Annotated in this window: 29 protein-coding genes; 15 read left to right on the forward strand and 14 right to left on the reverse strand. The window is 63.7% G+C overall.

Going from position 1 to position 25,966, the window contains the following annotated elements:
• Positions 1-34: 34 nt before the first annotated feature.
• Positions 35-1,192, reverse strand: coding sequence for an endolytic transglycosylase MltG (gene mltG, locus R2C4_RS09490; protein ID WP_141890444.1), 1,158 nt, complete (start codon positions 1,190-1,192; stop codon positions 35-37).
• Entirely contained in the window at positions 1,192-2,457 is a 1,266-nt protein-coding gene (gene fabF, locus R2C4_RS09495; protein ID WP_141890445.1) for a beta-ketoacyl-ACP synthase II, read from the reverse strand. Before fabF ends, mltG begins: the two co-directional genes overlap by 1 nt.
• A gap of 487 nt (positions 2,458-2,944) precedes the next feature.
• Here fabF and R2C4_RS09500 point away from each other — a divergent pair, with 487 nt between their 5' ends.
• Together R2C4_RS09500 and R2C4_RS09505 are read left to right on the forward strand one after the other, a co-directional pair.
• Entirely contained in the window at positions 2,945-3,832 is an 888-nt protein-coding gene (locus R2C4_RS09500; protein ID WP_058287044.1) for a PilZ domain-containing protein, read from the forward strand.
• A 262-nt stretch (positions 3,833-4,094) separates the two neighbouring features.
• A complete protein-coding gene (locus R2C4_RS09505) occupies positions 4,095-5,003 on the forward strand; it encodes a PilZ domain-containing protein (protein WP_141890446.1) in 909 nt (302 codons plus the stop codon).
• A gap of 64 nt (positions 5,004-5,067) precedes the next feature.
• Here the strand turns inward: R2C4_RS09505 and R2C4_RS09510 are convergent, their stop codons facing one another.
• From R2C4_RS09510 to fabD, 4 genes are all read right to left on the reverse strand, one after another.
• Positions 5,068-5,811, reverse strand: a complete 744-nt coding sequence (locus R2C4_RS09510) for a 1-(5-phosphoribosyl)-5-[(5-phosphoribosylamino)methylideneamino]imidazole-4-carboxamide isomerase (RefSeq protein WP_141890447.1) — start codon at positions 5,809-5,811, stop codon at positions 5,068-5,070.
• A gap of 257 nt (positions 5,812-6,068) precedes the next feature.
• Positions 6,069-6,302 carry an acyl carrier protein gene (locus R2C4_RS09515; protein WP_005982462.1) on the reverse strand — a complete coding sequence of 78 codons (234 nt, stop codon included), beginning with the start codon at positions 6,300-6,302 and terminating at the stop codon, positions 6,069-6,071.
• Between the two features lie 416 nt (positions 6,303-6,718).
• A complete protein-coding gene (gene fabG, locus R2C4_RS09520) occupies positions 6,719-7,456 on the reverse strand; it encodes a 3-oxoacyl-ACP reductase FabG (RefSeq protein WP_008555001.1) in 738 nt (245 codons plus the stop codon).
• A 56-nt stretch (positions 7,457-7,512) separates the two neighbouring features.
• The gene (gene fabD / locus R2C4_RS09525; RefSeq protein WP_141890448.1) at positions 7,513-8,445 is read right to left on the reverse strand and encodes an ACP S-malonyltransferase; all 933 of its coding nucleotides are present in this window, start codon (positions 8,443-8,445) and stop codon (positions 7,513-7,515) included.
• Between the two features lie 179 nt (positions 8,446-8,624).
• On the opposite strand from fabD, the gene R2C4_RS09530 reads away from it, so the two are divergent.
• Positions 8,625-9,872, forward strand: a complete 1,248-nt coding sequence (locus R2C4_RS09530) for a cytochrome b/b6 domain-containing protein (protein WP_141890449.1) — start codon at positions 8,625-8,627, stop codon at positions 9,870-9,872.
• A gap of 130 nt (positions 9,873-10,002) precedes the next feature.
• Here the strand turns inward: R2C4_RS09530 and R2C4_RS09535 are convergent, their stop codons facing one another.
• From R2C4_RS09535 to R2C4_RS09545, 3 genes are all read right to left on the reverse strand, one after another.
• Positions 10,003-10,332 carry a hypothetical protein gene (locus R2C4_RS09535; RefSeq protein WP_058287049.1) on the reverse strand — a complete coding sequence of 110 codons (330 nt, stop codon included), beginning with the start codon at positions 10,330-10,332 and terminating at the stop codon, positions 10,003-10,005.
• A gap of 172 nt (positions 10,333-10,504) precedes the next feature.
• A complete protein-coding gene (locus R2C4_RS09540; protein ID WP_141890450.1) occupies positions 10,505-11,083 on the reverse strand; it encodes a YceI family protein in 579 nt (192 codons plus the stop codon).
• Positions 11,084-11,237: 154 nt separating this feature from the next.
• On the reverse strand, positions 11,238-11,762 hold the full coding sequence (locus R2C4_RS09545) for a hypothetical protein (protein WP_141890451.1): 525 nt from the start codon (positions 11,760-11,762) through the stop codon (positions 11,238-11,240).
• 313 nt (positions 11,763-12,075) lie between these two features.
• Here R2C4_RS09545 and rpsF point away from each other — a divergent pair, with 313 nt between their 5' ends.
• From rpsF to R2C4_RS09580, 7 genes are all read left to right on the forward strand, one after another.
• Entirely contained in the window at positions 12,076-12,429 is a 354-nt protein-coding gene (gene rpsF / locus R2C4_RS09550) for a 30S ribosomal protein S6 (RefSeq protein ID WP_008554352.1), read from the forward strand.
• A gap of 28 nt (positions 12,430-12,457) precedes the next feature.
• Positions 12,458-12,685: a 30S ribosomal protein S18 gene (gene rpsR / locus R2C4_RS09555; RefSeq protein WP_005982441.1), complete on the forward strand. Its 228-nt coding sequence runs from the start codon at positions 12,458-12,460 to the stop codon at positions 12,683-12,685.
• A gap of 12 nt (positions 12,686-12,697) precedes the next feature.
• Entirely contained in the window at positions 12,698-13,312 is a 615-nt protein-coding gene (gene rplI / locus R2C4_RS09560) for a 50S ribosomal protein L9 (protein WP_058287052.1), read from the forward strand.
• Between the two features lie 175 nt (positions 13,313-13,487).
• On the forward strand, positions 13,488-13,679 hold the full coding sequence (locus R2C4_RS09565) for a hypothetical protein (protein WP_141890452.1): 192 nt from the start codon (positions 13,488-13,490) through the stop codon (positions 13,677-13,679).
• A 549-nt stretch (positions 13,680-14,228) separates the two neighbouring features.
• Complete coding sequence (locus tag R2C4_RS09570) at positions 14,229-14,705, forward strand: lytic transglycosylase domain-containing protein (protein ID WP_141890453.1); 477 nt, start codon at positions 14,229-14,231, stop codon at positions 14,703-14,705.
• A gap of 162 nt (positions 14,706-14,867) precedes the next feature.
• Positions 14,868-15,341, forward strand: coding sequence for a hypothetical protein (locus tag R2C4_RS09575; RefSeq protein WP_141890454.1), 474 nt, complete (start codon positions 14,868-14,870; stop codon positions 15,339-15,341).
• The gene (locus R2C4_RS09580) at positions 15,338-16,021 is read left to right on the forward strand and encodes an HTTM domain-containing protein (RefSeq protein ID WP_141890455.1); all 684 of its coding nucleotides are present in this window, start codon (positions 15,338-15,340) and stop codon (positions 16,019-16,021) included. The genes R2C4_RS09575 and R2C4_RS09580 overlap by 4 nt, the downstream gene beginning before the upstream one ends.
• A 66-nt stretch (positions 16,022-16,087) precedes the next feature.
• Here the strand turns inward: R2C4_RS09580 and tig are convergent, their stop codons facing one another.
• The 3 genes from tig to R2C4_RS09595 all read right to left on the reverse strand — a co-directional run bounded on the left by tig (position 16,088) and on the right by R2C4_RS09595 (position 20,209).
• Positions 16,088-17,419 (reverse strand): trigger factor, encoded by a 1,332-nt coding sequence (gene tig / locus R2C4_RS09585; RefSeq protein ID WP_141890456.1) that lies wholly within the window; start codon positions 17,417-17,419, stop codon positions 16,088-16,090.
• A 198-nt stretch (positions 17,420-17,617) separates the two neighbouring features.
• Positions 17,618-18,736, reverse strand: a complete 1,119-nt coding sequence (locus tag R2C4_RS09590; protein WP_141890457.1) for a porin — start codon at positions 18,734-18,736, stop codon at positions 17,618-17,620.
• Positions 18,737-19,084: 348 nt separating this feature from the next.
• Positions 19,085-20,209 carry a porin gene (locus R2C4_RS09595; RefSeq protein ID WP_141890458.1) on the reverse strand — a complete coding sequence of 375 codons (1,125 nt, stop codon included), beginning with the start codon at positions 20,207-20,209 and terminating at the stop codon, positions 19,085-19,087.
• 805 nt (positions 20,210-21,014) lie between these two features.
• Between R2C4_RS09595 and R2C4_RS09600 the strand changes: the two genes are divergently transcribed.
• Together R2C4_RS09600 and R2C4_RS09605 are read left to right on the forward strand one after the other, a co-directional pair.
• Positions 21,015-22,174 (forward strand): IS3 family transposase gene (locus tag R2C4_RS09600; RefSeq protein WP_141889521.1). Its coding sequence is split into 2 segments (ribosomal slippage): positions 21,015-21,273 and positions 21,273-22,174, totalling 1,161 coding nucleotides; the frame shifts between segments, so codons are not numbered across the junction.
• 340 nt (positions 22,175-22,514) lie between these two features.
• Entirely contained in the window at positions 22,515-22,898 is a 384-nt protein-coding gene (locus tag R2C4_RS09605) for a hypothetical protein (RefSeq protein WP_141890459.1), read from the forward strand.
• A gap of 414 nt (positions 22,899-23,312) precedes the next feature.
• Here R2C4_RS09605 and R2C4_RS09610 read toward each other — a convergent pair whose 3' ends face one another.
• Together R2C4_RS09610 and R2C4_RS21550 are read right to left on the reverse strand one after the other, a co-directional pair.
• Positions 23,313-23,654 (reverse strand): hypothetical protein, encoded by a 342-nt coding sequence (locus R2C4_RS09610; protein ID WP_141890460.1) that lies wholly within the window; start codon positions 23,652-23,654, stop codon positions 23,313-23,315.
• 43 nt (positions 23,655-23,697) lie between these two features.
• Positions 23,698-23,877, reverse strand: a complete 180-nt coding sequence (locus tag R2C4_RS21550; RefSeq protein WP_414671957.1) for a peptidoglycan-binding domain-containing protein — start codon at positions 23,875-23,877, stop codon at positions 23,698-23,700.
• Between R2C4_RS21550 and R2C4_RS09615 the strand changes: the two genes are divergently transcribed.
• The 3 genes from R2C4_RS09615 (at position 23,803) to R2C4_RS09625 (ending at position 25,912) form a co-directional block, all read left to right on the forward strand.
• Positions 23,803-24,633: a DUF2303 family protein gene (locus R2C4_RS09615; protein ID WP_244940813.1), complete on the forward strand. Its 831-nt coding sequence runs from the start codon at positions 23,803-23,805 to the stop codon at positions 24,631-24,633. The genes R2C4_RS21550 and R2C4_RS09615 overlap by 75 nt on opposite strands.
• Positions 24,634-24,704: 71 nt before the next feature.
• Entirely contained in the window at positions 24,705-24,908 is a 204-nt protein-coding gene (locus tag R2C4_RS09620) for a helix-turn-helix transcriptional regulator (RefSeq protein ID WP_141890462.1), read from the forward strand.
• On the forward strand, positions 24,902-25,912 hold the full coding sequence (locus R2C4_RS09625) for a site-specific integrase (protein ID WP_141890463.1): 1,011 nt from the start codon (positions 24,902-24,904) through the stop codon (positions 25,910-25,912). Before R2C4_RS09620 ends, R2C4_RS09625 begins: the two co-directional genes overlap by 7 nt.
• The last annotated feature ends 54 nt before the right edge of the window (positions 25,913-25,966 follow it).

A 25,966-nucleotide genomic window follows, 5' to 3' on the forward strand; every position in this document is an offset into this window, starting at 1 on the left:
GCGGCGCCCTTTCCTCTTTCCCTGCCCCGCAGCCTCAGTTGTTCTGCTGCTGCTGGGCTTCGATCTCGCGCCATTTGGCGACGTTGGCGTTGTGCTCGTCCAGCGTCTTGGCAAACGCGTGGCCGCCGGTGCCGTCCGCGACGAAGAACACGTAATCCGTGGTCTCCGGGTTCACCGCCGCCTCCAGGCTGGCAAGCCCCGGGTTGGCGATGGGTGTCGGCGGCAGGCCCTCGATCACATAGGTGTTCCAGGGGGTGGCCTTGCGCAGCTCGCTCTGGCGCAGGCCGCGGCCCAGGATGCCTTCGCCCTTGGTGACGCCATAGATCACTGTCGGGTCGGTCTGCAGGCGCATGCCGCGGTTCAGGCGGTTGGTGAAGACCGAGGCAACCACGCCGCGCTCGGAGGCGACGCCAGTTTCCTTTTCGATGATCGAGGCGAGGATCAGCATCTCCTCGGGCGTCTTGACGGCCGCGTCGTCCGCGCGGCTTTCCCAGGCGGCGTTGATGCGCAGCTGCTGGCGCTCCCGCATCTCGGCCAGAACCGCGGCGCGTTCGGTGCCCGGGGTGACCTCGTAGCTGTCAGGCGCCAGCAGGCCTTCGGCGGGGCGTTCGCCCGGGTCGCCGTCCAGCACGTCCATCGCCTTCAGCGCCTCGACCACCTGCCAGCTGGTCACGCCCTCGGCCAGCGCGATGCGGTAGCGGGTGTCGGCATCCTGGCGGGTCTCGGTGTATTCCGCCGGCACCTCATCGACGCCGAGGATGAAATCGGCGATGTCCTCGAACTTATTCGTCGCCGGGTCCAGTTCGCGCACCAGGGTCTGGGTGCGGGTCACGCCGACGCGGTAGACGATCTCGGTGCCGCAGGTGGAGGCGCCGGAATGGGTGATCTCGTCGACGATGCGTTCCATCGACGACCCCGGCTCCACCAGGAAGCTGCCGGCCTTCAGCTGGCCGGTTTTTTCGCTGTATTTGGCGCCGAGGCGGAAGATGGTGCCGGAGGTGACTGCGCCCTGTGCTTCCAGGTCGCGGCTGACGCGGGCCATGTTGGAGCCGCGATCCACCCGCAGGCAGATGGCGGTGTCCAGCGGGCCTTCAGCCGTGTACTGCGACTTGCCCCACAGGATGAGGCCGCCCAAGAGGAACAGGGCGGCGATCAGGACCGTCAGCATGTTAGAGGCGAGGCTGCGCCACATCAGTCAGGTTTCCCGAAGATCACCGAGGCGTTGGTGCCGCCAAAGCCGAAGGAGTTCGACAGCGCCACCTTGATCTCGCGCTCGCGCTTGGCGTTGGGGGCCAGGTCGACCGGGGTTTCCACGGCGGGGTTGTCGAGGTTGATGGTCGGCGGGGCGACTTGGTCGCGGATTGCCAGGATCGAGAAGATCGCCTCGATCGCGCCGGCCGCGCCCAAGAGGTGGCCGGTGGCGGATTTGGTCGAGGACATGGTGACATTGGCGGCGTGGTTGCCCAGCAGCCGCTCCACCGCGCCCAGTTCGATGGTGTCGGCCATGGTCGAGGTGCCGTGGGCGTTGATATAGTCGATGGCCGACGGCTCCAGGCCCGCGTTCTTCAGCGCCGCACGCATCGAGCGTTCGCCGCCCTCGCCATCCTCGGAGGGGGCGGTGATGTGATAGGCGTCGCCCGACAGGCCGTAACCCAGCACCTCGGCATAGATCTTGGCGCCGCGGGCCTTGGCGTGCTCGTAGTCTTCCAGCACCACGATGCCGGCGCCCTCGCCCATCACAAAGCCGTCGCGGTCGCTGTCATAGGGGCGCGAGGCTTTCTTGGGGTCGTCGGCGTATTTGGTCGACAGCGCCTTGCAGGCGTTGAAGCCCGCGATGCCGATCTCGCAGATCGCCGCTTCGGCGCCGCCCGCGACCATCACGTCGGCGTCGCCGGATCTGATCAGCCGGGCCGCGTCGCCAATGGCGTGGGCGCCGGTCGAACAGGCGGTCACGACGGAGTGGTTCGGGCCCTTGAAGCCGAAACGGATCGACACCTGGCCGGAGATCAGGTTGATCAGCGCGCCGGGGATAAAGAACGGCGACACCCGGCGGGGGCCTTTCTCCTTGATCATCACGGCGGTGTCGGCAATCGACGACAGCCCGCCGATGCCGGAGCCGATCATCACGCCGGTGCGCAGGCGGCTTTCCTCATCCTCGGGCGTCCAGCCGGCGTCGCGCACGGCCATGTCGGCGGCAGCGATGCCATAGAGGATGAAGTCATCAATCTTCTTCTGGTCTTTCTTGGCAACCCAGTCGTCCGGGTTGAAGGTGCCGCCGCTGCCGTCGCCGCGCGGAACCTCACAGGCATAGGTCGTGGTCACGCCGCTTGCCTCTGCGTCAAACTGGGTGATGGGGCCCGCGCCCGACTGGCCGTCCAGCAACCGGGTCCAGCTTTCCTCGACTCCGCTGGCCAGAGGGGTAACCAGGCCCAGTCCGGTGACAACTACTCGACGCATTCCTTGCTCTCCTTTGCCTCGGCAATCCGTCCGTTCAAATAGCTTGGAATGACCGGCAGGTGCAAGAGCGGGCTGGCAGCAGCCGGGACGAGACAAAAAACGGGCTGTTACAATAATTTCACAATGCGGGAACTTTTGGTTAACGACTCTGGCGTAGGTTGAGTTTATCAAATCGAGAAACTCGGCATCCGTCCTCAAGGATTGCCAAAGCGGGCTGGAGCTCTGGGCCATTTTGTCTCCAGCCCGCATTTTTTTCCGGCGCTTGCCGCCGCCTGTTCCAAAACGGGCGGGCCATGGCGATGCGGCTGAAACGCGATCTCCCTTATTTCTCTGCCTGTTTGCGCCTGGCTGCTGTGCCGCGCGGCGGTGCGCGCCCTGGCATATGACGCCGCACAGGTTTTCGCCCGGGGCGGCCGCGGCGTTAACCGCACATTCGCTTCTTTGCGGCATTCTTCTGTTCTGGAAGGATTTGAGGAACGACCCTGCTATGCGCCAATGGCTCTCCATAGCTGCAACCCTGCTGGTGATCGGCCTGCTCCCCGGGCATGCAAGTGCCGGCTGTGCCGTGCACCGCGACCTGTCGGATCTGCACCGGGCCACCAAGGGGTTTCTGTCATATCTGCGCACCGGCGAGGGCGCTTACAGCGTGCAGCATCTGCGCAGCTGGATCAGCACAAATCCGCCGGCGCCGCTGCGGCAGCGGATGCGGGCGGTGGGGATCCAATCCGTCGAGCCCGGCGCGATGGAGCTGCTGAAGCGGCAGACGGTGCTGCTGCAGATTCTCGACACCCAGGGCCGCGCCGCGGCGCTGGAAAGCGCCCGCCACATGGGCATCAGGGAACTGGCGGCGGAGTTCGGCACCCGGGTTGAGGCCCTGCCCTGCGACCAGGTCAAGGATGACGGGCACGGCAGCAAGCTGGTGGCGGTCAATGCAGCGGACGCGCGCCAGCGCCAGCAGATCATCAATGCCGCGATTGCTTGGGTGTCCTTTCTGGTGCTGGGCGGCAGCGTGCTGTATTTCCTGGACCGCATCGGCATCCGCAGGATCCGCCGCACCAAGCGCTACCCCTGCTCGGTGCCCTGCGTGCTGCAGGCCGGCGGCCGCACAGTGCCGGCCCATCTGGTCGACCTCAGCCGGGCCGGTGCCAAGGTGCGCCCCGACGCCCCCTGTGAAATCCCGGCGCGGGTCACCCTCACGTTCGGCGGCTACACCCTGGACGCCAGCGTGCGGTGGCAGACGGCGGATTATTTCGGGGTGCAGTTCGCCCGGGACTTCAACTTCCTGCAGCTGCACCGCCTGCTGGAAGCCTTCCCGATGGAGGATGAAGACGGCCCCCCGCGGGCGGCGCGGATGCCGCCCGGCCTGGGGATTTAACGGCCGCAGCCCTATGCCGGCGCTGCGGCCTGCGCCCGGAGCGCCCAGCCCGGCTGCACACGCCCCCTTGAGACCAATGTGAACCGCCAGGCCGCCTTGCAGCACCAGGGCGGCCCGCGCGCTGCGCTGGCGGCACCTGCCCCGCCTGGCCTGGCAGCCGCTGCGCAGTTTTAACGGAAAATTGCTGCGTCCGCTTGCCGGGCGTTAAGACGTCAAAGCTAAACCCAAGGGAGATTGTTGCACAGTTACGCGAGTCCCTTGAATGGTGTCCAAGTCTCTCGTTCTTTCAGCCGCCGCCGCCCTGGCGCTTGCTGCGGGCAGCCCTGCCGCCGCCGCGGCTCCGTCCTCCTCCCGCGCGACCTGCATGCTGCTGTCGGATCTTGTGCTGATGCAGTACCAGATGCGCAAATTCCACGACATGCTGAATGCCGGCACCGACACCGGCGAGGCGCGCAGACTGCATCACTGGCTGAGCGACCATCCCCAGGTGGACCTGCGCATCCGGCTGCGGCGGGCCGGGCTGCAGAACTTTGAGCGCTCCACGCTGGATCTGATCACCCGCCACAAGGGCCTGCTGGAAATCCACCGCAGGCACGGGCCCGGCAAGGCGGAGGCGGAGGCAAAGCGCCTTGGCACAGACGCCCGGCTGCAAAGCTACAGCGCGCGCATCCTGCCCCTGCCCTGCAACTACGCTCCCCCTGAGGACAGTGCCGGCGGCGCGCTGAGCGGGCTTGGCCAGCTGAAGCAGCTGCCGCAGGAGGCGGTCATCACCGGTTCGCTGCTGACCCTGATTCTCGGCGCGGCGGCCGGGGTCCTGGCGCAGCGCCTGGCCCGGCGGCGGCTGCGGCTGTCCCGCCGCCACCCTTGCGCGCTGCCCTGCTTCCTGGAGTGCGGCGATCACCGCTTTGAGGCGCGGATTGTGGACATCAGCCGCCTGGGCGCCAAGGTGCGTGTCGGGCTGGAGGACGGCCAGCCTGTTCCGCTGATCAAGGGGGATGTGACGGCCAGTGTGACCGGCCTGCCGCCGATCGAGGCACAGACCATCCGGCAGGACCACGACTATGTCGGTATAAAGTTCAGCAGCCGGCTGGCCCGGGCGGAGCTGAAAAGGCTTCGCAAACGCAATGCGGCGCAGACCGTTGAGCCGCAAGCCGCGGTCAGCCCGGCCTGACGCCGCCCGGCCGGGCGCGGCCTGCAGCCTGCTTTTGCAGACCGCAGGCCGGCTGCAAATGGCGTTACTGGAATTCCGCCACAGGTTCCGGTTCGGGCCGGGCAACGGCCAGCGCTTCCTCAACCGACAGCGTCTTGCGGAACAGCGCCCGGCCCACCATGGCGCCGGCGATGTTGGGAATGTACTTCAGCCGCGAGACATCATCGGAATTGCGCACCACGCCGTTGGCGATCACCGGCAGTTTCACGGTGGACGCCAGATGCGATATCAGCCCCATCTGCGCCTCGGTATCAGCGACGTCGGAATCGATGTCGGTGATGATGATGCCGGCAAACGGTGCGCCCGCAAAGGCCTCCAGATAGGCCTCTGGGGTGAAGGCGCCGGATTTGCGCCAGCCGTCGGTCATCACCTGGCCCTGCCAGATATCGACCGCCAGCACGATCTGGTCCGGGTGGTGTTCCGCCAGTTCGCGCACCAGATGCGGGTCGCGCGCCGCAAGGGTGCCGATCACGATGCGCCCGGCGCCCTTGTCGATCCAGCTCTCCACCTGCTCGCGCGAGCGCATGCCGCCGCCCAGCTGGACAGGAACGCCGGCGCCGCGGATGATATCAAGGATCAGCGCCTCGTTGCTGTAGTCGCCCTCAATGGCACTGAAATCGGTCAGATGCATCCATTCCGCGCCTGCGGCGGCAAACCCCTTGGCGGTTTCCACCGGATCCACGTGCCAGATCTGCGGCTCGTCGAGGCGGCCTTTTTCGAGGCTCACGCAGCGGCCGTTCTGAATCTCCATCGTGGGGTATATCATCATAGTGCCAGTCTCCTCTGTGCTCTGCCTGTCGCGGAAATATTAGCACGGATCGCCCCCTGCGATACGCCGTATCCTGACCCATTGTGGAACAATTGCGGCACCCGCGCCGGGCCGGCTGGTAGCGCAAACAAGCACCAGGCCGGATCGCCGCAGGCGCAGATTCGGCCGCCGCCGCCGCGGTCCCAGGCGGGCAAAAGAAAACGGCGCCCTCCGCAGGGGAGAGCGCCGTTTTTAATCCGGTCATCCGGACGCGTCTATCAGGACGCTTCGGAGATGAACTTGACCGCGTCGCCGAAGGTTTGGATGGTTTCGGCTGCGTCGTCCGGGATCTCGATGCCGAACTCTTCTTCAAACGCCATCACCAGTTCCACGGTGTCCAGGCTGTCTGCGCCCAGATCGTCGATGAAGGAGGCGTTTTCGGTGACCTTGTCCTCTTCAACACCCAGGTGCTCAACAACGATCTTTTTAACGCGATCTGCGACGTCGCTCATGTCTCTTCCTCGTATTTCAGGGCACTCTGCCCGGTTCTGCCCTTGCCCGTGCGGGCGGCGTGGTTATTGCCCGGAGCGGGCGGTGTGATCCCCGCGGGACGGGGACAGTGCGGCGTTTCCCTTAGGAAATACCTGCGGATATGGGCCGCCTATAGCATAGACCGCGGCCAAGGCAAACGGTTTCGCTTGGTAACAAACTGTGCTGCGGCCCGCACCCTGCGGGTATCAAGCCGTGCAGATGGCCCCGCAATCAAGTGGTTGCAAGCCGGTTTGCGGAGTTTTTTGCAATTCCGCCTCTTTTCAACCGCTTGACGGCGGCGGCGGGCCGGGGTGCCGGGCCGCCGCGGCCGGACGCGGGGCAAAACAGGCGGGAAAAAGCCCTGCAGTCCGGCTGCAGGGCCCGGCACTGCACCCGCTCAGATCATCGCCATGCCGCCATTCACATGCAGCGTTGTGCCGGTGACATAGCCGGCTTCCTGGCTGGCCAGATACAGAACCGCGGAGGCGATTTCCTTCGATTCCCCCATGCGGCCGGCCGGGATCTGGCTCAGAATCGCATCCTTCTGGCTGTCGTTGAGCTTGTCGGTCATCGCGGTGGCGATGAAGCCCGGCGCCACCGCGTTGACGGTGATGCCGCGGTTGGCGACCTCATAAGCCAGCGATTTGGACATGCCGACCATGCCGGCCTTGGAGGCGGCATAGTTGCCCTGGCCCGGGTTGCCGGTGGCGCCCACCACCGAGGAGATGTTGATGATACGGCCCCAGCGCGCCTTCATCATGCCGCGCAGCACGCCGCGGCACAGCCGCATGGTGGAGGTGAGGTTCACGTTCAGGACGGAGTCCCATTCCTCGTCCTTCATCCGCATGAACAGGTTGTCGCGGGTGATGCCAGCGTTGTTGACCAGGATGTCGACGGAGCCCATCGCCTCGGCCGCCTGCTTCGGCAGCGCCTCGACTGCTTCGGCGTCGGAGAGGTTGCAGGGCAGCACATGGACGCGCTCGCCCAGCTCCTCGGCCAGCGCCTTGAGCGGCTCCTCGCGGGTGCCCGACAGCGCCACAGTGGCGCCTGCCGCGTGCAGCGCGCGGGCGATGTCGCCGCCGATGCCGCCGGAGGCGCCGGTGACGAGGGCATTCTTGCCAGTCAGATCAAACATGTCGTTTCCTTCACTTTCGGATCCGGGCCGCGCGGGGCGGGCGCCGGAAAATCTCTTTATGCTTCAGCCGCGGCCTTGGCGTCCTCGGGGGTGCCGACCTGGCGGCAGGACAGATTGCGGTCGATTTTGCGGATCATGCCCGACAGCGCCTTGCCCGCGCCGATCTCCCAGAATTCGGTGACGCCCTTGGCGGCCATCGCCTGCACGCTTTCGCGCCAGCGCACGGAGCCGGTCACCTGCTCCACCAGCAGTGCACGGATTTCGTCCGGGCTGGTGACGGCGTCGGCGCGCACGTTGGCAATCAGCGGCACCGCGGGGGATTTGATTTCGACACCCGCCAGCGCCTCGGCCATGGCATCGGCAGCAGGCTGCATCAGGGCGCAGTGGAAGGGGGCGGACACCGGCAGCATCACCGCGCGCTTGGCGCCCTTCTCCTTGGCAATTTCCGCCGCACGCTCGACTGCGGCTTTGGCACCGGAGACCACCACTTGGGTGGGGTCGTTGTCGTTGGCGGCCTGGCAGACCTCGCCCTGCGCAGCTTCCTCGGCCACAGCGCGCACGGCGTCAAGGTCGAGGCCCAGGATCGCGGCCATCGCGCCCTCGCCCACCGGCACGGCGCTTTGCATGGCCTGGCCGCGGGTGCGCAGCAGGCGGGCGGTGTCGGTCACCGAGACCGCACCGGCGGCCGCCAGCGCCGAGTATTCGCCCAGAGAATGCCCGGCCACAAAGGCGGCTTTGTCAATCGTCACGCCTTCGGCCTCCAGCGCCCGCATGGCAGCCATCGAGGTGGCCATCAGCGCCGGCTGGGCGTTCTGGGTCAGGGTCAGGGTTTCGATATCGCCCGCCCAGATCAGTTGGCTCAGGCTTTCCCCCAGCGCCTCATCGACCTCGTCAAAGATGGCCTTGGCTGCCGGATAGGCATCGGCAAGCGCCTTGCCCATACCGATGGTCTGGGCGCCCTGGCCGGGGAACACGAATGCGATCGTCATTGAAGACCTCGTCTGTTTTAGCGTTTGGCCTGATGTAACGGCCCTTGACGCAACGCACAAGCAAAGCTGCAGCCTGCGCACCGCGCCTGTGCACGGATGTAGGGGGCGCGGATGTTGCGCGGGGCGGCGGTGTTGCTACCTTGAGGGCAGACCGCGACTTGAAAAGGACCCGAAGCGCCATGCCCGGCCAAAACACCTTCCAAAGCTATGGCAGCGTTGCCAAGACCTTTCACTGGCTGACCGCGCTGCTGATCTTCTCCGCCTTTCCGCTGGGGTATTTCGCCAATGAGCTGGCGCATCAGATACAAAGCCCGGGGTTTGATGGCAGCCAGGCGGTGATCGAGCGCGCCACGCTGTTGTTCTCGCTGCACAAGACCATCGGCGTGGCGGTGTTCTTTACCGCGCTTCTGCGCATCCTCTGGGCGCTGAGCCAGCCGAAACCCGGCCTGCTGCACCCGGACCGCAAGGCGGAGGCGCTGGCGGCGGAGATGGTGCATTGGCTGCTCTACGGCTCGCTGGTGGCGGTGCCGCTGAGCGGCTGGATCCATCACGCCGCCACCACCGGCTTTGCGCCGATCTGGTGGCCGTTCGGGCAGAGCCTGCCGTTTGTGCCGAAGTCCGACGCGGTGGCGGGGGTCTTTGGCGGTGTGCACTGGGTGCTGGTCTGGACCCTGGCGGGCGCGCTGGGCCTGCATATTGCCGGCGCGCTGAAGCATCATGTGATCGACCGCGACGCCACCCTGCGGCGGATGCTGCCGGGCCACGCCAGCCTGCCGCAGCCGCCCGCCCAGAGCCACAGCCTGCTGCCGCTGCTGGCGGCGCTGCTGGTCTGGGGCGGCGTGCTGGGCGGCGGCGCGGCGCTGGGCCTTTTTGGCGGCAAGCAGGCGGTTGAAACCGGCACCGCCGCCCCCGTCGTGGCCGCGGACCCGGACGCCGGGGCGGAAAGCGGCTGGGTTGTGCAATCGGGCACCCTGGGGATTACCGTGACCCAGATGGGCGGCGCGGTCGCCGGCAGCTTTGGCGAATGGTCCGCCGTGATCAACTTCGAGGAGCCGGCGGCGCCGGGTCCGGCCGGGGATGTGGAGGTGACTGTCGCCATCCCGTCGCTGCAGCTGGGCACGGTAACACAGCAGGCCATGGGCGCGGATTATTTCGACAGCGCCGCTTTCCCCGCGGCCCTGTTCAAGGCGGAGATCGAGAAGCTGGCGGAGGGCTATCAGGCAACGGGAACGCTGACGATCAAGGATCAGACAGTGCCGGTCACCCTGCCATTCGATCTGGCGCTGGAGGGGGACAGCGCGAAGATGACCGGCGGGCTGACCCTGAACCGGCTGGATTTCGGCATCGGCAAAAGCCTGCCGGACGAAAGCTCGCTGGGGTTTGCCGTTGATGTGGCGGTGGAGCTGGAAGCCAAGCGGGCGGAATAACCGGCGTCGGGGGGGCGGCTTCCGCCAGCCCTTCTAATCCTTGAAAGCCCCGGCAAGCGTGCCGGGGCTTTTTCTGCCTGCAGGATCATGCCTTGTGCGGCGGCGCTCGTCCTGGCGCCTGGCCGCGGCTTCAGTGCCTGTGCCAGTAGTAGCCGCCATGGCGGCTGTGGTGCCGGTGGCCGCCGTGGCGGCGGTAATGGTGCCGGTCGCGTCCGGCGTAGTGGCGCCGTGGGCCGTAGTAGCCGTAATGTTTTTTCGGCTGGTGGTAATAGGCGCGGCCGCGGTGGCGGTCCCGGTCTTTATCCAGGCTGTGGACAATGACGCCGAGGGCAATCAGCCCGGCAAGGGCGCGGGCCGCGTCGCGGCCTGAATCATGGGCGGCGGCGGGCGCGGTAAACGCCAGGCTGGCTGCGAGGGCCAATGCCGCACCGGCTGAAGCGAGAAAGCCTAAGCGGGACATGGGTGCCTCCTTTCCGAAGTGGCCGGAGGGGCCAGCATAAGTGTGCGCCTTCGGAGGCGGAAACGCCAGTGAACTTAGGTCACGGTTTGGGGAGGCGGGAGCAGGCGGCCAAAGGAAAACCGCCGGCCCCAAGGGAGCCGGCGGCTGCAATTTCGCGGAGACCTTTGCCGGGTCAGCTGTCGGCCTTCATCGCCTCGACCGAGATCTTGATGTTGACCTCGTCGCTCACGAAGGGGGCGAACTGGCCGAGGTTGTAGTCGGAGCGCAGGACCTGGGTGGTGGCGTCGAAGCCGGCCCAAGGCTTCTTGGCCATCGGATGCTCGCCTTTCTGGTTCAGCTTGGCATCCAGCACCACGGATTTGGTCACGCCGTTCAGGGTCAGATCGCCGGTGATCTTGGCGGTTTCCTCGCCGGTCACTTCGATGCCGGTGGAGGTGAAGCTGATGGTTTCATCTTCGGTGGCGTCGAAGAAATCCTTGGTCATGAAGTGATCGAAGCGCGCCTGCCAGCCGGTGAACATGCTGCTGAGCGGCATGGAAACGGAGACGGAGGAGTTGGCCGGGTCTTCCTGATCGAACATGATCTCGCCCTCAAAACCGGCGAACAGCCCGTAGGTGGTCGAATAACCCAGGTGGTTGTAGTCGAACAGGATCTGGCTGTGGCCGGGATCCAGAACGTATTTCTCGGGGGCGGCGGCAACGCCGGTTGCAGCGGCAGCGGCCAGGGCGGCGGCAAGCAGGGTCTTCTTCATGGGAAAGGCTCCGTCTGAATTAATCTTGTGCAACAGATGCGGCGAATGGCTCCCGAAAAGGAAGCCGGCAAAAACCAACAGTATCTGTGAGCGGGCGAACACAAAACCCGGCTGTTGTGCAGCCGGGCCTGTCTCGCGCAAAAGTGATGGGCGCTCAGGTCAGGATCCGCACCGCGCCGCTGAACTGGTCGCGCAGCTGGCTGCGCATCGCGGAAGACTGGAGCGGCAGCTCGATCAGCAGGGTGCCGCCGGCCTCGTACAACTGCACCGATGCGGCGGTCAGCCGGACCGCGCCGAGGCTTTCGTAGCTGCGGCGCAGCACCGTGGCCGGGCGGCCCTGCCCGTCCCGCTGCAGCAGGCGCAGCTCGCGGCGGACCGGATCGAAACAGGCCTCGGACCGGCGGCCGGGCCCCTGCGCGGTCATCAGCACCAGCCCGGCCAGCAGGAAGGCCACCGACACCCCCATCCGGATCAGGTTCATCTCCGGATCGGCGCCGGCCCCGGGCACCAGCCACAGCCCAGTGGAGCCAAGGATCATCGCCGCCCCCAGCAGCCGCAGCAGGATCAGCCGCAGGTTCCAGTTTACCTCCAGCCGCAGGCTGAGCGGCATCGCCCTGGCCGCAGCACCAAACGCCGCGGCGCCGGAGGCCATCGCCGGGGTATGATCTGTTACTGCCATCTGACTGCCCTTTCCAAAGCTGCCCTGCCCGCGCGGAACCGCTCTTGCGTTCAGGCGCGCCGTTTGCGTTAAGATTTCGTTAAACATTCCGGCCCGGCATTGGGGCAGCAATGGGGCGTGCCTGCGGTTTTGCAGCGGCGGCCCGCTGCGGCCCCTGGACCGCGCCGGTTTTTGCCTTGCTCTTTGCGCCTCAGCCTGTATAGGAGGCCCTGCTTCCGCGACACTTTCGATCCGCGCAGCCTCTCGTGACCAGGCAGTGGAAGCATGTGATGCCCGGTCTATGAAATGCGCCTAGACACAAACAGGAGTTCGCATGCCACTCTATGAGCATGTCATGATTGCGCGTCAGGACCTGTCCAACTCGCAAGCAGAAGGCCTCATCGAACACTTCGGTGCTGTTCTGTCCGACAACGGCGGCAAGCTGGTCGACCAGGAGTACTGGGGCGTCAAGACCATGGCCTACAAGATCAACAAGAACCGCAAGGGCCACTATGCCTTCCTGCGCACCGACGCGCCCGCGTCTGCCGTGCAGGAAATGGAGCGCCTGATGCGTCTGCATGATGACGTGATGCGCGTCCTGACCATCAAGGTCGACGAGCACGCCGAGGGCCCTTCGGTCCAGATGCAGAAGCGCGACGAACGCGGCGAACGCCGTGAGCGCCGCTGATCAACGCTTGAGAAAAGGACGCTAAATCATGGCAGCCAAACCGTTTTTCCGCCGCCGCAAGGTTTGCCCGTTCTCGGGCGACAACGCGCCGAAGATCGACTACAAGGACACCCGTCTGCTGCAGCGCTACATCTCTGAGCGCGGCAAGATCGTTCCTTCGCGCATCACCGCCGTTTCGGCCAAGAAGCAGCGTGAGCTGGCCCGTGCTATCAAGCGCGCCCGCTTCCTCGCCCTGCTGCCCTACGCCGTGAAGTAAGGAGATAAGCAGATGCAAGTTATCCTTCTTGAGCGCGTTGCAAAACTGGGCCAGATGGGCGACGTCGTTGACGTGAAGCCCGGCTTCGCCCGGAACTTCCTGCTGCCGCAGGGCAAGGCAAAAACCGCCTCCGAGGCCAACATCGCTTCTTTCGAAGCCCAGAAAGCGCAGCTGGAAGCGCGCAACCTGGAGACCAAGAAAGAAGCCGAGGCTCTGGCTGCGAAGCTGGACGGCCAGCAGTTCATTGTGATTCGCTCCGCATCGGACGCGGGCGCGCTGTACGGCTCCGTCACCCCGCGCGACGCGGCTGAAGCTGCAACCGAAGCCGGTTTCTCGGTCGACAAGAAACAGGTCGCCCTGATCGCTCCGATCAAGGACCTCGGCCTGCACTCGGTCTCCGTCAAGCTGCACCCGGAAGTCGAAGCCACCATCAAACTGAACGTTGCGCGTTCGGCAGAAGAAGCCGAACTGCAGGCATCGGGCAAATCGATCCAGGAGCTGGCCGCCGAAGAGGAAGCCGCTGCTGAATTCGAGATCTCCGAGCTGTTCGACGATATCGGCTCCGCAGCCTCCGACGACGACGAAGGCCCGGCAATCGAAGCCGCTGGCGACGAGGAAACCAACTGATCCCTTCGGGTCAGCTGAGACATGGGAAAGGCCGCCTTTTGGGCGGCCTTTTTCAGTTTGCGGCGGCCAACGCTAAAAGCCGGCCTAAGTTTTAAGAACATGCGCGTCCGCCATAAACCTTCCGTTTGCCGTTCCTTGCCAGCATGGCAGCGGGAGCAGAAGGGAGGGGTTTGCCTTGGATAACGAACTGGAGCGTGAGGAACTGGCGCTGCGCCGGCGGCTGCTGTTTCGGCTGTTGCGCGGCCACCGGTTCGACCGGCCGGACTTCAGAACCGAAGCGATTGCCGATATCGTGCCCAAGGGCCTGATTGCACCGGACCGCAGCCTGTTCGGGACGCCGGACAAGCCAGGCCGCACGGCTGGCTGACACGGCTGGCTGATATGGCGGGCTGATATGGCGGGCTGAAACGGCGGGCAGCGCCCGCGGGACAGGCTGTGCAACGTCAATTTTATGCCTGGCCAGACTCCGCCGAAAGCCCCGCTGCCGGAGGCGCCCGGCGCAGCCGTCCGCGCGCCGTGCTGCGCCCCGGACGTGCCCCGAATTCCAGCTCTGAAAGACAGTCTGGCCGGCGCCCGGCCAGGGGGTTGTTGGGACCGCGGAAAATTGGGAAACAGCCGCGGCCCCGTCTGCCCGATTTGGTCAGATGCCCCACAGGCGTGAGGGGCGATCTGCCTGAGGGTCGTGTTGCCTCAATGCGCATCCCCAATATGTAGTGGGTGGGCATATTTAACAAATGTCTAATGTTTAAACTTTGAAGAACCCGCCTGCCCCTCTCAGAACAGCCCCGCTCAGGCGGAATCCCCCTGCCGGTTTGGCGGTTCCCCGCCGCTGGCGGCCCCGGTGGCACGGGCAGGATTGCAGCGCGCGCCGAGGCGGGTAATCTGCCCGGCGTGAGAAACCGCTTTCGGAGGCCGCATGACGCGCCGGACCCCTTTGATCTTGTTTTTTGCGGCTGCAGTGCTGTCTGCCTGCGCCAGCACCGCCTCCCCGCCGGAGGTGTCCAGAGCCGCCCCGCCGCTCTACCCCAATGAAACCCCGGATCTGCGCCAGAAGATCAACTATTGGGCAGATCACTACGAGGTGCCGCGCAGCCTTGTGCACAGGCTGGCGGTCCGCGAAAGCACCCACAGGCCCAAGGCGGTGAACCGCCCCTACTACGGGCTGCTGCAGATCCTTCCCGCGACAGCGCGGTCGATGGGCTTCAAAGGCGAGCCTCAGGAACTGCTGGATGCCGACACCAACCTGCAATTTTCCGTAAAGTACCTGCGCGGCGCCTGGCTTCTGGCTGACGGCAGCCAGGACATGGCGGTAAAGCATTACTCGCGCGGTTATTATTACGAGGCCAAGCGCCGCGGCATGCTGGTGGAAACCGGCCTGCGGCCTGGAGGCTGACACCCGCCGGATCCGCATCCGCAGCGCCCCAAGGGGGCGCTGCCCGGCCCAACGGGACGCCGGGCTTTCCGCAGGAAAGCGCCAAGGACGGGCGGGAGTGCCGCGCTGCGCATCTGGCGGGGCTTTAGCAAAATTCTAACCGGCGCCCGCTTTACTGGCGCCATGCTGACCCTGTTCAAACTGCTGCTGCCTGCGCTGATGCCGTCCTGGCGCTTCTTCAAGTCGGTGGACCCGTCGCCTCGGGTGGAATGGCGCCTGCTGGCCAGTCCGTCCGCTGCGCTCGCGCCCTGGCAGGAATTCCGGCCGCGCCCGCAGCGGCTCAGCCCGCAGGCCGTGGCCGGGCGGATGCTGTGGAATGCGCGCTGGAACGAAAGCCTGTTTCTGGTCAGTTGCGCCGAGCGGCTGACGCTGGCGCCGACCGAACACAGCCGCCAGGAAATCCTGCGCCGGATCGCGGCCGATCTGCGGCGCGGGCAGCCTCCCGGCGCGCTGCAGCCGTACCTGCAGTTCCGCCTGGTTTTTCTGGACCGGGCGGAGGACGGCCAACTGATCAAAGCCGTCACCTATCAGTCCGAGCCGTATCTGATGGCCGCCCTCTCCGCTCAATCGGCACGGGCCGCACGGGCCGCCGCATGAGCCTGGAGCTGGCCCTGCGCGCAACCGAGGTGCTGCTGGCGCTCGCCTTTCTGCAGCAAAGCGCCGAGCATATGGCAGGCTTCCGGGATGAGCAGATCCTGCACGGCCCCCGCCTGCTGCTGACCGGGCTGCTGCTGTTCGGGATCGCCACGCCCTGGGTCCTGCTGGGACTGGTGATCGTGGGGCTTTTGCTGCTGCAGCGGTTTCAAGGCCCCTACAATGGCGGCAGCGACAAGATGAGCCTCTTGATCCTCTGCTGCCTGACCGCGGCCCGCTGGCTGCCGTCGGAGCAATGGCAGGAATACGTCTTTGCCTATCTCGCCGGGCAGCTGGTGATCTGCTACTTCATCTCCGGCCAGGTGAAGATCGTGAACCCCGAATGGCGGTCCGGGCGGGCGCTGCAGGATGTGTTCCGCTTCTCGGCCTATCCGGTCAGCGAAGGATTGCGCCGCCTGGCGGACCGCCCGCGGCTGCTGTGGGCGATGGGCTGGGCGGTGATGCTGTTCGAGGTGCTGTTTCCGCTGGCGCTGTTCAGCCGCGAGGCGCTGGTGCTGGCGCTGTTCACCGCGGCGCTGTTCCACCTTGCCAATGCCTGCCTGTTCGGGCTGAACCGGTTCTTCTGGATCTGGCTGGCGGCCTACCCGTCGCTGCTGTGGCTGCAGGAGCGGGCGGTTCTGTGACCGGGCCGCGCAGGAAAAAGGCCGCCCCGGGGGCGGCCTTTCCGTGATCTTGCAGGAAGGAGAGAATTACTCCTCTTCCAGCGCCTCAACCGCCTTTTCCAGCTCGTCTTTGGAGACTTCTTTCTCCTCGACTTTGGCCTGGCCGACGATGTGGTCGACAACCTTGTCTTCGAAGATCGGCGCGCGCAGCTGCTGCTGCATCTGGGCGTTCTGCTGGATGAATTCGAAGAACTGACGCTCCTGGCCCGGGTACTGGCGGGCCTGGCTCATGATCGCCTGGGTCATCTCGGCGTCGGTCACTTCGACCTCGGCTTTCTGGCCCAGCTCGGCCAGCAGCAGGCCCAGACGCACGCGGCGCTCTGCCAGCTTGACGTGCTCTTCGGTCGGCTCGATCTCACCGTGGTTGTGATCGTGCACTTCTGGGTTGTCCTCGTGCCACAGCTGATGCGCGATCTGCTTGGCTTCGGCGTCGACCAGCGACGGCGGCAGGTCGAAGGAGACCAGCGCATCCAGCTTGTCCAGCAGCGCGCGCTTCAGCACCGCGCGGGCGGCACCGGCGTATTCGGCTTCCAGGCGCTCAGCGATCTGGCCCTTGAGCGCGTCCAGGTCGTCAGAGCCGAATTTCTTGGCCAGCTCGTCGTTGATCTCAGCCGCTTTCGGAGCCTTCACCTCTTTCACGGTGCAGGTGAACACGGCCTCTTTGCCAGCCAGGTGCTCTGCGCCGTATTCCTCGGGGAAGGACACGGTCACATCTTTTTCTTCACCGGCTTTGGTGCCGACCAGCTGCTCTTCGAAGCCGGGGATGAAGGAGTTGGAGCCCAGCACCAGCGGGTAGTCGTCGCCTGCGCCGCCCTCGAAGGCTTCGCCGTCGATCTTGCCGACGAAGTCGATCACGACCTGGTCGCCGTCTTCGGCTGCTGCGCCCTCTTCGCGGGCTTCGAATTCCTTGGCGGTTTCGGCCAGGTTGGCCAGCGCTTCGCTGACGGCTTCGTCTTCAGCCTTCACAACCAGCTTTTCCAGCTCAACGCCGGAGAAGTCGACCTCGGGGATTTCCGGCAGTGCCTCGTAGGACATCTCGACGTTGACGTCGTCGCCTTCTTTCCAGTCTTCGTTGGTCATCTTGACTTCGGGCTGCAGCGCCGGACGGTCGCCGCTGTCCTCGAAATGCTTGTTCATGGCGCCGTCGATGGATTCCTGCATCGCTTCGCCCATCAGGCGCTGGCCGAACTGCTTTTTCAGCAGCGCCATCGGCACCTTGCCCTTGCGGAAACCCTTCATTTCGATTTCCGGCTGAGCTTCGACCAGCTTTTCGTTGACCTTCTCGTCCAGCTCGGCGGCGGTGACGGTGATGGCGTAGCCGCGTTTCAGACCTTCGTTCAGCGTCTCGGTGACCTGCATCCTATTCCCCATAGAGATTCGGGGCCCCTGTGCGAGGTGCCCCCAGACAATTTGCGGTCTTCTATTTCCCCCGGCGCGGCGGCGCAAGGGGGATTGCCCCTTTCCTGATCAATCCCGCGCATTTCCGGGGTGCCGTAACGAAAAACACGCCCCGCAATGGGGGCGTGTCTGCCGTTCTGAAACCGGGGAAGGTGCGGTTCAGAACTTCCAGCGGGCGCCGGCCAGGATGACGTTTGCGTCCTGGTAGGTTGCGGGGCCGGTGTCGGCATAGGAATAGTCGCGGTAGGCCAGGTAGGTTTCGACATTATAGGCGTCGATCTTCTGAACCGCGGCCACGCCCCAGGACTCGGCGCTGTCGCCGGCAGTGACCATGTCGGAGCCGTCATAATAGTCGACCGAGAAGGAGGTCGACCCGGCCGCGATCAGGTCCGCCGAATAGCCCAGCTTGGCATAGGCATAGGTGCCCGCGATGTCGCGCTCGCCCGCGGCGAGGTTCAGCGACAGGCCGGTGGCCTTGTGCAGAACCGCAAAGGAGCCGGAGATGTCGCGGGCGTCGGCCTTGCCGGTTTCCTCGGTCCAGGAGGCGCCGATGCCGGTGTCGATGGCAAAGCCCGCGGCGTCGTCATTGGCCCACCGCACCGCCACGTCATAGCTTTCGCGGTCGTTGGCATCCTTCAGGACATCGGTGCCCCAGGAGGTCGAGAAGGTGAACCCCGCCAGCTCCGGCGAGTCATAGCGGACGCGGCCCAGGCGGCTGCCGTCGAAGTCAGTGAAGACATCGCCGATTTCCACGGAGCTGAGTGCGCCGGCGCCGGTGCGGAAGGCATAGCCGCCTGCGGAGTCAGCCACCGCGTTCGAGGCGCCGAGGCCGGTGCCGGAGAAGTCCGCGCCGGTGATGCCGTCGGTTGCCATCGAGCCCTGACCGGCCGAGAACCGGCCATAGCGCGCTGTGTCGAACTGGAAGTCGACGTGGCGGATATTGGTGCGGTCCCAGCTGATGTTGTCGCCGGTCGAAAGCTGGCTGACCCCGTCCGACGAGCGGAGGCCGAAGGCGGTCTCGAAGTTGAACCGCAGGGTGTTTTCGCCATAGGCCTGCTCCAGCCAGAAGCCGATGCGCGAGTTGGAGGCCGCGTTGTCGGTCAGCCGGTTGAAGTCCTGCCCGCCGTCGTCAAAGGACTGGTAGACGGGGTTGAACTGGCCGTACCAGCGGAAGCTGCCGCCGGTGTCATTGGTATAGGTGGGACCTGCAAATGCCGGTGCGGCAAGTGCAGCTGCGAGGGAGGCTGCGCCGGCGCGGGCTGCAATCTTGGTTTTCATATTCTGTCTCCTGTTCCGCCGCTTACGGCCGCTGTCCGGCACAGGCCAGCGCAGCAGCCGAGGGAGCCTCTGCGCGCGTGGCATGAATTCCGGGTCAGATGACCGCTGCGGCATGTGTGAAAATCTGCTCGTGGCAAAAAATCACCTGCACCGTAGCGCTGGCATGAACCGGGAGATGTGAAGACGGTTACGTTGGCGCCCCGCCTGGCGCAAAGCGGCTATGCTTTCTGCGCAACTCTGAGCCGGCAGCCAGCCGGTCCCGCCGCCGCAGGGGTTCAGGGCAGCCCCCATTGCAAAACGCCCCGGGTTCCCGGAGCGTTTTTTCCGTTTCGAAGCTTGCTCTGCAGGTCAGAACTTCCAGCGCGCGCCCAGAACCCAGGTCGAGACATCCTGGTAAGACGCCGCGGCATCCTCATAATCATACTCCTGGTAAGTCAGGTATATGTCGGTATTGAAATTCTCAACCTTCTGAACCGCACCGACACCCCAGCCCTTGGAGCTGGAGCCGTTCACATTGAAGTCCTCGCCTTCATAGTAATGCACCCCAAGACCGGTCTTGCCCCAGGGCAGCCATTCGTTTTCATAGCCGATCTTGGCGTAGTAATAGCTGGGGTCACTGGCGCCCGCCGCGTCATTGTCGCGGGTGCCGCCCGCAACGGTGAAGCTGATCCCGTTGTCCAGCAGCACCGAGGCAGAGCCGATCACGTCGGACCGCTCATCGCCGTCGTCTTCGCGCACCTGATAAGCCAGGGATGCGGCGAAATTGGTGGGACCGAACTCCTGCCCGTAGAACACGCCGATATCATAGTAGTCGGCTTCATCGGATGAAGAGAGGACGTTCTGCCCCCAGGCCAGGCCTGCGGAAAAGCCATTGAAATCCGGCGTGTCGTAACGGATGCGGCCGCGTCTGGACCCGTCGAGATTGTCAAACGCATCCGCCAGGACCGGCCCGCTGAGCGCCCCCACTGTGTCGCGGATCAGGAACCCAGCATTGGAGTCGACCTTGAAGGAGTAGAGCGCGGTGCCGACATAAGACAGATCCGTCTCAGCCGCGCCGTCCGCCAACATGCTGCCCTGCCCGGCCGACAGCTTACCCCAGCCACCTTCCAGCCAGAAGTCCACGTGGCGCAGGTCCGCCCGGGTCCAGCCGCTGTAGTCGGAGCCGAGCTGGTTCACCTCGGTCGAGTTCGGGAAGCCCAGACCGGCCTCGAACCGGAAGCCGAAGGTGTTGGCCCCGAACGGCTGCATCAGCCGCAGGCCGATCCGGGAGCGGGACAGGTCATTGTCGAGCAGGTTGGTTTCGGTCTGTTCGCCATCGTCGACAGAGATGATGGCGGGGTTGAGCTGGCCATAGATTTCGACATAGCCGCCGGACTTGTTTTCGTATTTCAGCTCAGCCAGGCCCGGCTGCGCCAGGACGCATAGTGCAGCCCCCGCCGCGGTGGTTGTTTTCAGAAGACGTTTCACGGCCATCCCCCTTATCAACAATGCACTGATGAACATTTGACCGGCCGCTGTCAGCGTCCTGCCGGGGCGAAGTATAGCACAGGCGCGGCGAAAGAGGAAAACCTATCCCGCCGTCTGGGCAAGCCGGCCAGCCGCCGCAGCCGGGCCTTGCGCCCGCATGATTGACTTCGCTGAAAAATGGTGCGGGTGAAGGGACTTGAACCCTAATAGGGAGTGAAATGATTACTGATTGATTGATTACGTGCCCTCGACCCGCATTACCTTCGGATTGCAGCGGATCACACTAAAAGTAACACCGTCCGCAATCTTACCTTTGATCTTACTTTTGAAGGGTGTAGTTCAAAAAGTAAGGTTGCCGCTGTGTTCGGCTGGCTCGGGAGATTTGAGAGGTCAGATCAAACGGCCGCCCACATAGTGCGATGATGACCACTACGGCAAGCACGATACCGCCGATTGAGGCAGCGCTATGGCCTGCTAGCTGAGACTTTAGCCCATACGTACGACAAGGAACTCAATCGTGCCTGATGCCTTCAGGGCGCTTAGCCCCTCGGCGCCCGTCCTGCAGCGCCTGGCGCGTGGCAAGATCGCCGAGGCCGTGCGGCATGCTCGCGAGTAGGATGTAAAGCGGTTGAAAGGATATTGGCCCCGGCGACGGCCGGGGTAATTTCTGCACCCTTGCTGTCGAGACTGGAAAATAGCCACTCGCTGTTAGTGTAACATCAATGCTCTACCGCACCGACCTGGTGACCTGCCCCCCGCGAAATCCCTCACCATGATGTAGAGTCTGCCCAACCTATGTAGGAGCAGACGAATGCGTAAGAGCCGTTACACCGAGGCGCAAATCATCGGGATGATCAAAGAGCAGGAAGCCGGGATGCCGACGGCGGAGGTGTGCCGCCGGCATGGGCTGAGCCCGGCGACCTTTTACAAGCTGAAGTCCAAGTATGGCGGCATGGAGGTATCGGAGGCGGCGCGGCTGAAAGCGCTGGAAGATGAGAATGCCAAGCTGAAGCGGCTGCTGGCAGACACGATGCTCGACAACGTGGTTTTGAAAGACCTGCTGGGAAAAAGCTGACGACACCGAAAGAGCGGCGAGAGGCAGCGCTCAATGCAATGCGGGATCATGACATCTCGCAGCGCAGGGCCTGCCGGCTTGTCGGTGTCGACCCCAAGACGGTCCGGCGCGAACGCCCGCCGGACCATCCTGAGATCCGCCAGGAGATGAAGGAGATCGCTGGCAAACGCCGCCGGTTCGGCTACCGGCGGATCGGCGTGCTGCTTGAGCGAAAAGGCATGATCATGAACCACAAAAAGCTTTACCGCCTCTACCGGGAGGAGGGTCTTGCAGTGAAACGGCGGCGGGGCCGCAAACGCGCCCGGGGCTCGAGAACGCCGATGCCCGAAGCCACACAGCCCAACCAGCGCTGGTCCCTGGATTTCCTGGCAGACAGCTTCGGCGCGGCGCGGAAGTTTCGCATCCTGGCCGTGAATGACGACTGCTGCCGGGAAAACCTGTGCCTGGCGGCAGACACCAGCATTTCAGGAGAGCGCGTTGCCCGGGAGCTGGACGCGCTCGTCCGGATCTACGGAAAACCCGCTTGCATTGTCAGCGACAACGGGACGGAATTCACCAGCCAGGCAATCCTGAAATGGGCCGACAGGAACGGGGTGGATTGGCATTACATCGACCCCGGAAAACCGCAGCAGAATGCCTTTATCGAGTCATTCAACGGCAGCCTGCGGGACGAGCTTCTCAATGAAGAGCTGTTCGATACCCTGGACGATGCCCGCCGCAAGCTGGCGCTGTGGCGCTACGATTACAACAACGTCAGGCCGCATTCTTCGCTGGGGAACAGAACGCCAATGCAAGCGCGGCAGGCGCTTGAGCTATTTGAGGGCTCCGCGCCTGCCGCGCTTGCCAAGCCCGAGACCGACGATTACCAAAACCAAACCCGCAGACTCTCCTCATGAACGAGGGACCAGCGGGGGGCAGGTCACAGCCATTCCTACCTATCCCCGATTGTCTTCTGTTTGCTGCCGTTTCAGACCGCACTGCGTTTGCATAGGCTTCTTTATCTCCGACGATGAGTGAATTGTCACGGGCTGGAAATATGCACTGCAGCCTAAGCGGCCGGAAGTCCTACGACCGTCACGTCGGAACTTGCAGGACGTCGGACGGTCGCGATGTGGGTTCGGTACTGATCGCTGAGGGTGTCTGTCAGCACTGGCGATAGTCGTGCAGAAACCGCCGAGTTTTTGTGGTATACTTGGGCGTCTACTCAGTATTTCGATTACAACAGGAGGAATAGTGATGAAAATTCACGTAGCGCTTTTGGTGTCGTTGGTTCTGTCTGCGCCCAGCCTTCCGGTTTACTCACAGGAACACACAGACGAAGAGCGTGCAGAGTTTTATAAGCAGTGTCTTCTAGGCCCGGAAAACAACGATTTTTATGTAGCAAATTGCTGCGATCACTTGACCGTTGCCGCAGCAGAGTTGGTCTGCGCCTGCGCTTCCTCTTGTGCTGCTCCGAAGCGTAAAAAGGCTTATAAAGAATGTGTCTTTTGGAGAAACAAGGCAAACAAAAGGGATGCACAAGACGGCAACAAACTGCCGTCATGGACTACGGCTTGTTGCGATCATCTTACCGACGGTGACGCACAATCTCTAGGAGTGTGCCGTTACGGGTCAGGCTGAACACAAAGTGTTTGAACTTTTGATGATATGGCTTCCCGGGTCAGCGATCGATCATTACCGGGCTTTACTATGGACCAATTGCACCGCGTTTCGCCTTGGTTTCGGTCACTTGCCCCGGACGCCGGAATGATCGAATACAGACGTTACGGCGATGATGGGCACCTTCATGCTGCGACACCGGCTCTTAACCGTATCATTTTGACGCAGCGCGCCTGCGCTGCTCGAAGCCCAGTCGATAGCTGCGGCAGCCTCATTTCCACCATGGACCACATGGCCAAGGCGATGCGGGCGCACACCCCGGCCGTGCTTATGAACTGAATACACACTATCGCGGCAGCTGATCCAACAAATGCCCTAAAAAAAGAAGGCCCCGGCGGTCGCCGGGGCCCCTCTCTTTCTGCCTGTACGCAAGCTCTACTCCCGGGCATGCCGCACGGCCTCGGCAATCTTACCGCGCGCCAGGCGCTGCAGGACGGGCACCGAGGGGTTGAGCGCCCTGAAGGCATCAGGCACGGATTCGAGGGCGTGTTTGATCGCCTCATCAATCAGAACGTCCGTGGCAGCCTCCCTGCCATCTTCCAGTGCAGCCTTGATACCGCTCATCAGGGCGCGGTGCAGATCATCCTGCAGCGCCTTGCCAATCTGGACGCCAAAGTGCTTCCGCACAGTCAGAGCTGCAGCGCCAATCAGCGATGACAGGACCAGCGCCAGGGCTTGTATCAGCAACGGCGTCAGATCCGGCAGAATTCCGGTCAAGTTCATAAGTCAGTCCTTTCAGTTGGAGAAAGGCTCCGGCAGCTCAGCGAGCTACCAGAACCAGGAAGCGGCGAAACCAATGCGGCAGCCGCGAAACAGGTTCAGGCATCTGAGGCCGGGAGATTGGCGGCAGGGAGCACAGCGCCTTGTGCATAGCTACGCGCGTGTTAGGTCCGAACCGCCCGTCAGCTTCCAAGCCGGAAGCGCGCTGAAACGCCCGCACACCGCTGACCGGATAATCACCGGCGCTGACGGACGGCAGCACGCTTTCATCCCCGAGGGTTTCGACCTCAAGGATATTTCCGACCCGAACCGCCTGCCCGAGCACATCAGCCAGGCCGTTATCCTCGACGACCGGGAATCCCTGACCAACTACGTCAACCGGTTCAGCGATGGCCGATCAATCCTGATCGCGGACTATGACGCCGGGCTGATCCGTGCGCACCTGGACTGGCACAATGACAACAGCACCGACTTGCAGCGCCAGCACGCATCCCACACAGCAACGCTGAAACTGCGCAACAGCGAGGAATACGACCGCTGGAACAAGATGGAAGGCGAAATGCACTCGCAAGAGTCATTCGCCCTGTTCATCGAAGAGAACGTTGCGGATATCAGCGACCCGGATCATTTGGTGATGCTGGAAATCTGCCGCGACCTCGAAGCCACTCAGGACGTTTCTTTCAAGAGCGGCATCCGGCTGGAAAACGGCGACCGCACCTTTGTCTACGAGGATGAAACCAAGGTCAAAGGCGACATGACCGTACCCACGGAAATCGGCCTCTGCATCCCGCTCTACCAGGGCGAGGAACCGACAGATATCCGCGCCAAGTTCCGCTTCCGGCCCACCGCCAGCGGCCTGATGCTGGGCTTCCGCTGGCACCGCGTCGAATACATGCGCCAGGCCACCTTTGCTGCGATGGCCCATCAGACAGCCGAGAACACCGGCCGCCCCTATTACTTCGGCCGCACGTCCTAACCCCATCGGGTTTCTCTTTCTGCCCCCTCATCGATCGAGGGGGCATTGACGGAAATCAGGAGGCGAATTTCGTGGCCACAGCAAACCCAATCCTAGCGCGCGAAAGCACAGCAGCTAAGATGCTGGATATGCCGCTTAAGGAATTCCGCGCTCTGGTGGCAGCGGGCAGCCTGCCCAAGCCGGTCAAGATCGGTGGCAAGGTTGAACGATGGTCCGTGAAACAGCTTGAAGCGATTAGCTCAGGCGCCATGCTGAGCGAAGATTTCGAATGGTAAAGAAGAACTCAAAACCCTACTTGGCCCGCATCGCGCGCGGCGGAAAAGACTACTGGTATTTTCGGAAGGGAAAGACCCTGATCCGCCTGCCCGACGATCCAGACAGCGAAGAATTTGACCGGGAGTATTGGACCATCAGGTCCGGCCGGCACCAGGGGACTCTCAAAACTACCTTTGACGCCCTGATTACCAGCTACTACCAGACACCGCGCTTCAAAGGACTGAAAGCAAGCACCAAAGCCGAGTACCGCCGTACGCTGGAACTACTCCGCGAAAAGAACGGCCCAAAGGACTTCACCAAACTGCGCCGCAAGCACGTTATCGCAGCGCGGGACAAATATGCAGACCAATGGCGCAAGGCAAATGCCATGGTCGAACAGCTTTCAATTCTGGCCCGTCACGCGATTGATCTGGAATGGATCACCGCCAACCCTGCCCAGGGGGTCGAGAAACTGAAAGGCGGCAGCTATGAAGCCTGGCCGGAACCAAAGCTGGCGGCATTTGAGCGCTACTGCGAGCAGCATGGCTTGACGATTGAGCGCGCGATCTATGAACTCTGCATAGGCACCGGACAGCGCATAGGCGATGTGGTTGCCATGGAATGGGCGCACTTCCAGGGCGGCTATATGGAGGTTGTGCAGGAGAAAACCGGCGCCCGGCTTTCAATCTTCTGCCCGGAGCGGCTGCAATCCTTCCTTGAGCTCCTGCCGCGCACTGGGAAACACATCCTGGCCAAAAACCTGACCCAGCACCTCAGTAAAAGGCGCGCTCAGAGCCTTGTGGCCGAGGTCCGCAAGAAGATCGAGGCCGAGGACTTTGTTATCCACGGCTGGCGCTACACCGCCGCGAAAGAGCTGGCAGAGGCCGGTTGTTCCGACACAGAAATTCAGTCTGTGACCGGCCACAAGTCGCTGGAGATGGTCAAAAAGTACCGCCAGCAAGCCAGGCAAAAGCAGCTGTCCAAAACGGCCCAGCTGCGCCGGAACAGAACAAAAACAGAATAAGAACAGAACCAAGAGTGTAAAACGAAGAGTAAAACGCTCTGGTTCACCCGCCGC

This window comes from Leisingera aquaemixtae (genome assembly GCF_006740765.1).
Taxonomy (GTDB): Bacteria; Pseudomonadota; Alphaproteobacteria; order Rhodobacterales; family Rhodobacteraceae; genus Leisingera; species Leisingera aquaemixtae.

What these genes read in the sequence shown, in the direction of transcription:
- mltG (WP_141890444.1), bottom strand. Translation starts at nt 1,192, where the DNA reads ATGTGGCGCAGCCTCGCCTCTAACATGCTGACGGTCCTGATCGCCGCC.
- fabF (WP_141890445.1), bottom strand. Translation starts at nt 2,457, where the DNA reads ATGCGTCGAGTAGTTGTCACCGGACTGGGCCTGGTTACCCCTCTGGCC.
- R2C4_RS09500 (WP_058287044.1), top strand. Translation starts at nt 2,945, where the DNA reads ATGCGCCAATGGCTCTCCATAGCTGCAACCCTGCTGGTGATCGGCCTG.
- R2C4_RS09505 (WP_141890446.1), top strand. Translation starts at nt 4,095, where the DNA reads ATGGTGTCCAAGTCTCTCGTTCTTTCAGCCGCCGCCGCCCTGGCGCTT.
- R2C4_RS09510 (WP_141890447.1), bottom strand. Translation starts at nt 5,811, where the DNA reads ATGATGATATACCCCACGATGGAGATTCAGAACGGCCGCTGCGTGAGC.
- R2C4_RS09515 (WP_005982462.1), bottom strand. Translation starts at nt 6,302, where the DNA reads ATGAGCGACGTCGCAGATCGCGTTAAAAAGATCGTTGTTGAGCACCTG.
- fabG (WP_008555001.1), bottom strand. Translation starts at nt 7,456, where the DNA reads ATGTTTGATCTGACTGGCAAGAATGCCCTCGTCACCGGCGCCTCCGGC.
- fabD (WP_141890448.1), bottom strand. Translation starts at nt 8,445, where the DNA reads ATGACGATCGCATTCGTGTTCCCCGGCCAGGGCGCCCAGACCATCGGT.
- R2C4_RS09530 (WP_141890449.1), top strand. Translation starts at nt 8,625, where the DNA reads ATGCCCGGCCAAAACACCTTCCAAAGCTATGGCAGCGTTGCCAAGACC.
- R2C4_RS09535 (WP_058287049.1), bottom strand. Translation starts at nt 10,332, where the DNA reads ATGTCCCGCTTAGGCTTTCTCGCTTCAGCCGGTGCGGCATTGGCCCTC.
- R2C4_RS09540 (WP_141890450.1), bottom strand. Translation starts at nt 11,083, where the DNA reads ATGAAGAAGACCCTGCTTGCCGCCGCCCTGGCCGCTGCCGCTGCAACC.
- R2C4_RS09545 (WP_141890451.1), bottom strand. Translation starts at nt 11,762, where the DNA reads ATGGCAGTAACAGATCATACCCCGGCGATGGCCTCCGGCGCCGCGGCG.
- rpsF (WP_008554352.1), top strand. Translation starts at nt 12,076, where the DNA reads ATGCCACTCTATGAGCATGTCATGATTGCGCGTCAGGACCTGTCCAAC.
- rpsR (WP_005982441.1), top strand. Translation starts at nt 12,458, where the DNA reads ATGGCAGCCAAACCGTTTTTCCGCCGCCGCAAGGTTTGCCCGTTCTCG.
- rplI (WP_058287052.1), top strand. Translation starts at nt 12,698, where the DNA reads ATGCAAGTTATCCTTCTTGAGCGCGTTGCAAAACTGGGCCAGATGGGC.
- R2C4_RS09570 (WP_141890453.1), top strand. Translation starts at nt 14,229, where the DNA reads ATGACGCGCCGGACCCCTTTGATCTTGTTTTTTGCGGCTGCAGTGCTG.
- R2C4_RS09575 (WP_141890454.1), top strand. Translation starts at nt 14,868, where the DNA reads ATGCTGACCCTGTTCAAACTGCTGCTGCCTGCGCTGATGCCGTCCTGG.
- R2C4_RS09580 (WP_141890455.1), top strand. Translation starts at nt 15,338, where the DNA reads ATGAGCCTGGAGCTGGCCCTGCGCGCAACCGAGGTGCTGCTGGCGCTC.
- tig (WP_141890456.1), bottom strand. Translation starts at nt 17,419, where the DNA reads ATGCAGGTCACCGAGACGCTGAACGAAGGTCTGAAACGCGGCTACGCC.
- R2C4_RS09590 (WP_141890457.1), bottom strand. Translation starts at nt 18,736, where the DNA reads ATGAAAACCAAGATTGCAGCCCGCGCCGGCGCAGCCTCCCTCGCAGCT.
- R2C4_RS09595 (WP_141890458.1), bottom strand. Translation starts at nt 20,209, where the DNA reads ATGGCCGTGAAACGTCTTCTGAAAACAACCACCGCGGCGGGGGCTGCA.
- R2C4_RS09605 (WP_141890459.1), top strand. Translation starts at nt 22,515, where the DNA reads ATGAAAATTCACGTAGCGCTTTTGGTGTCGTTGGTTCTGTCTGCGCCC.
- R2C4_RS09625 (WP_141890463.1), top strand. Translation starts at nt 24,902, where the DNA reads ATGGTAAAGAAGAACTCAAAACCCTACTTGGCCCGCATCGCGCGCGGC.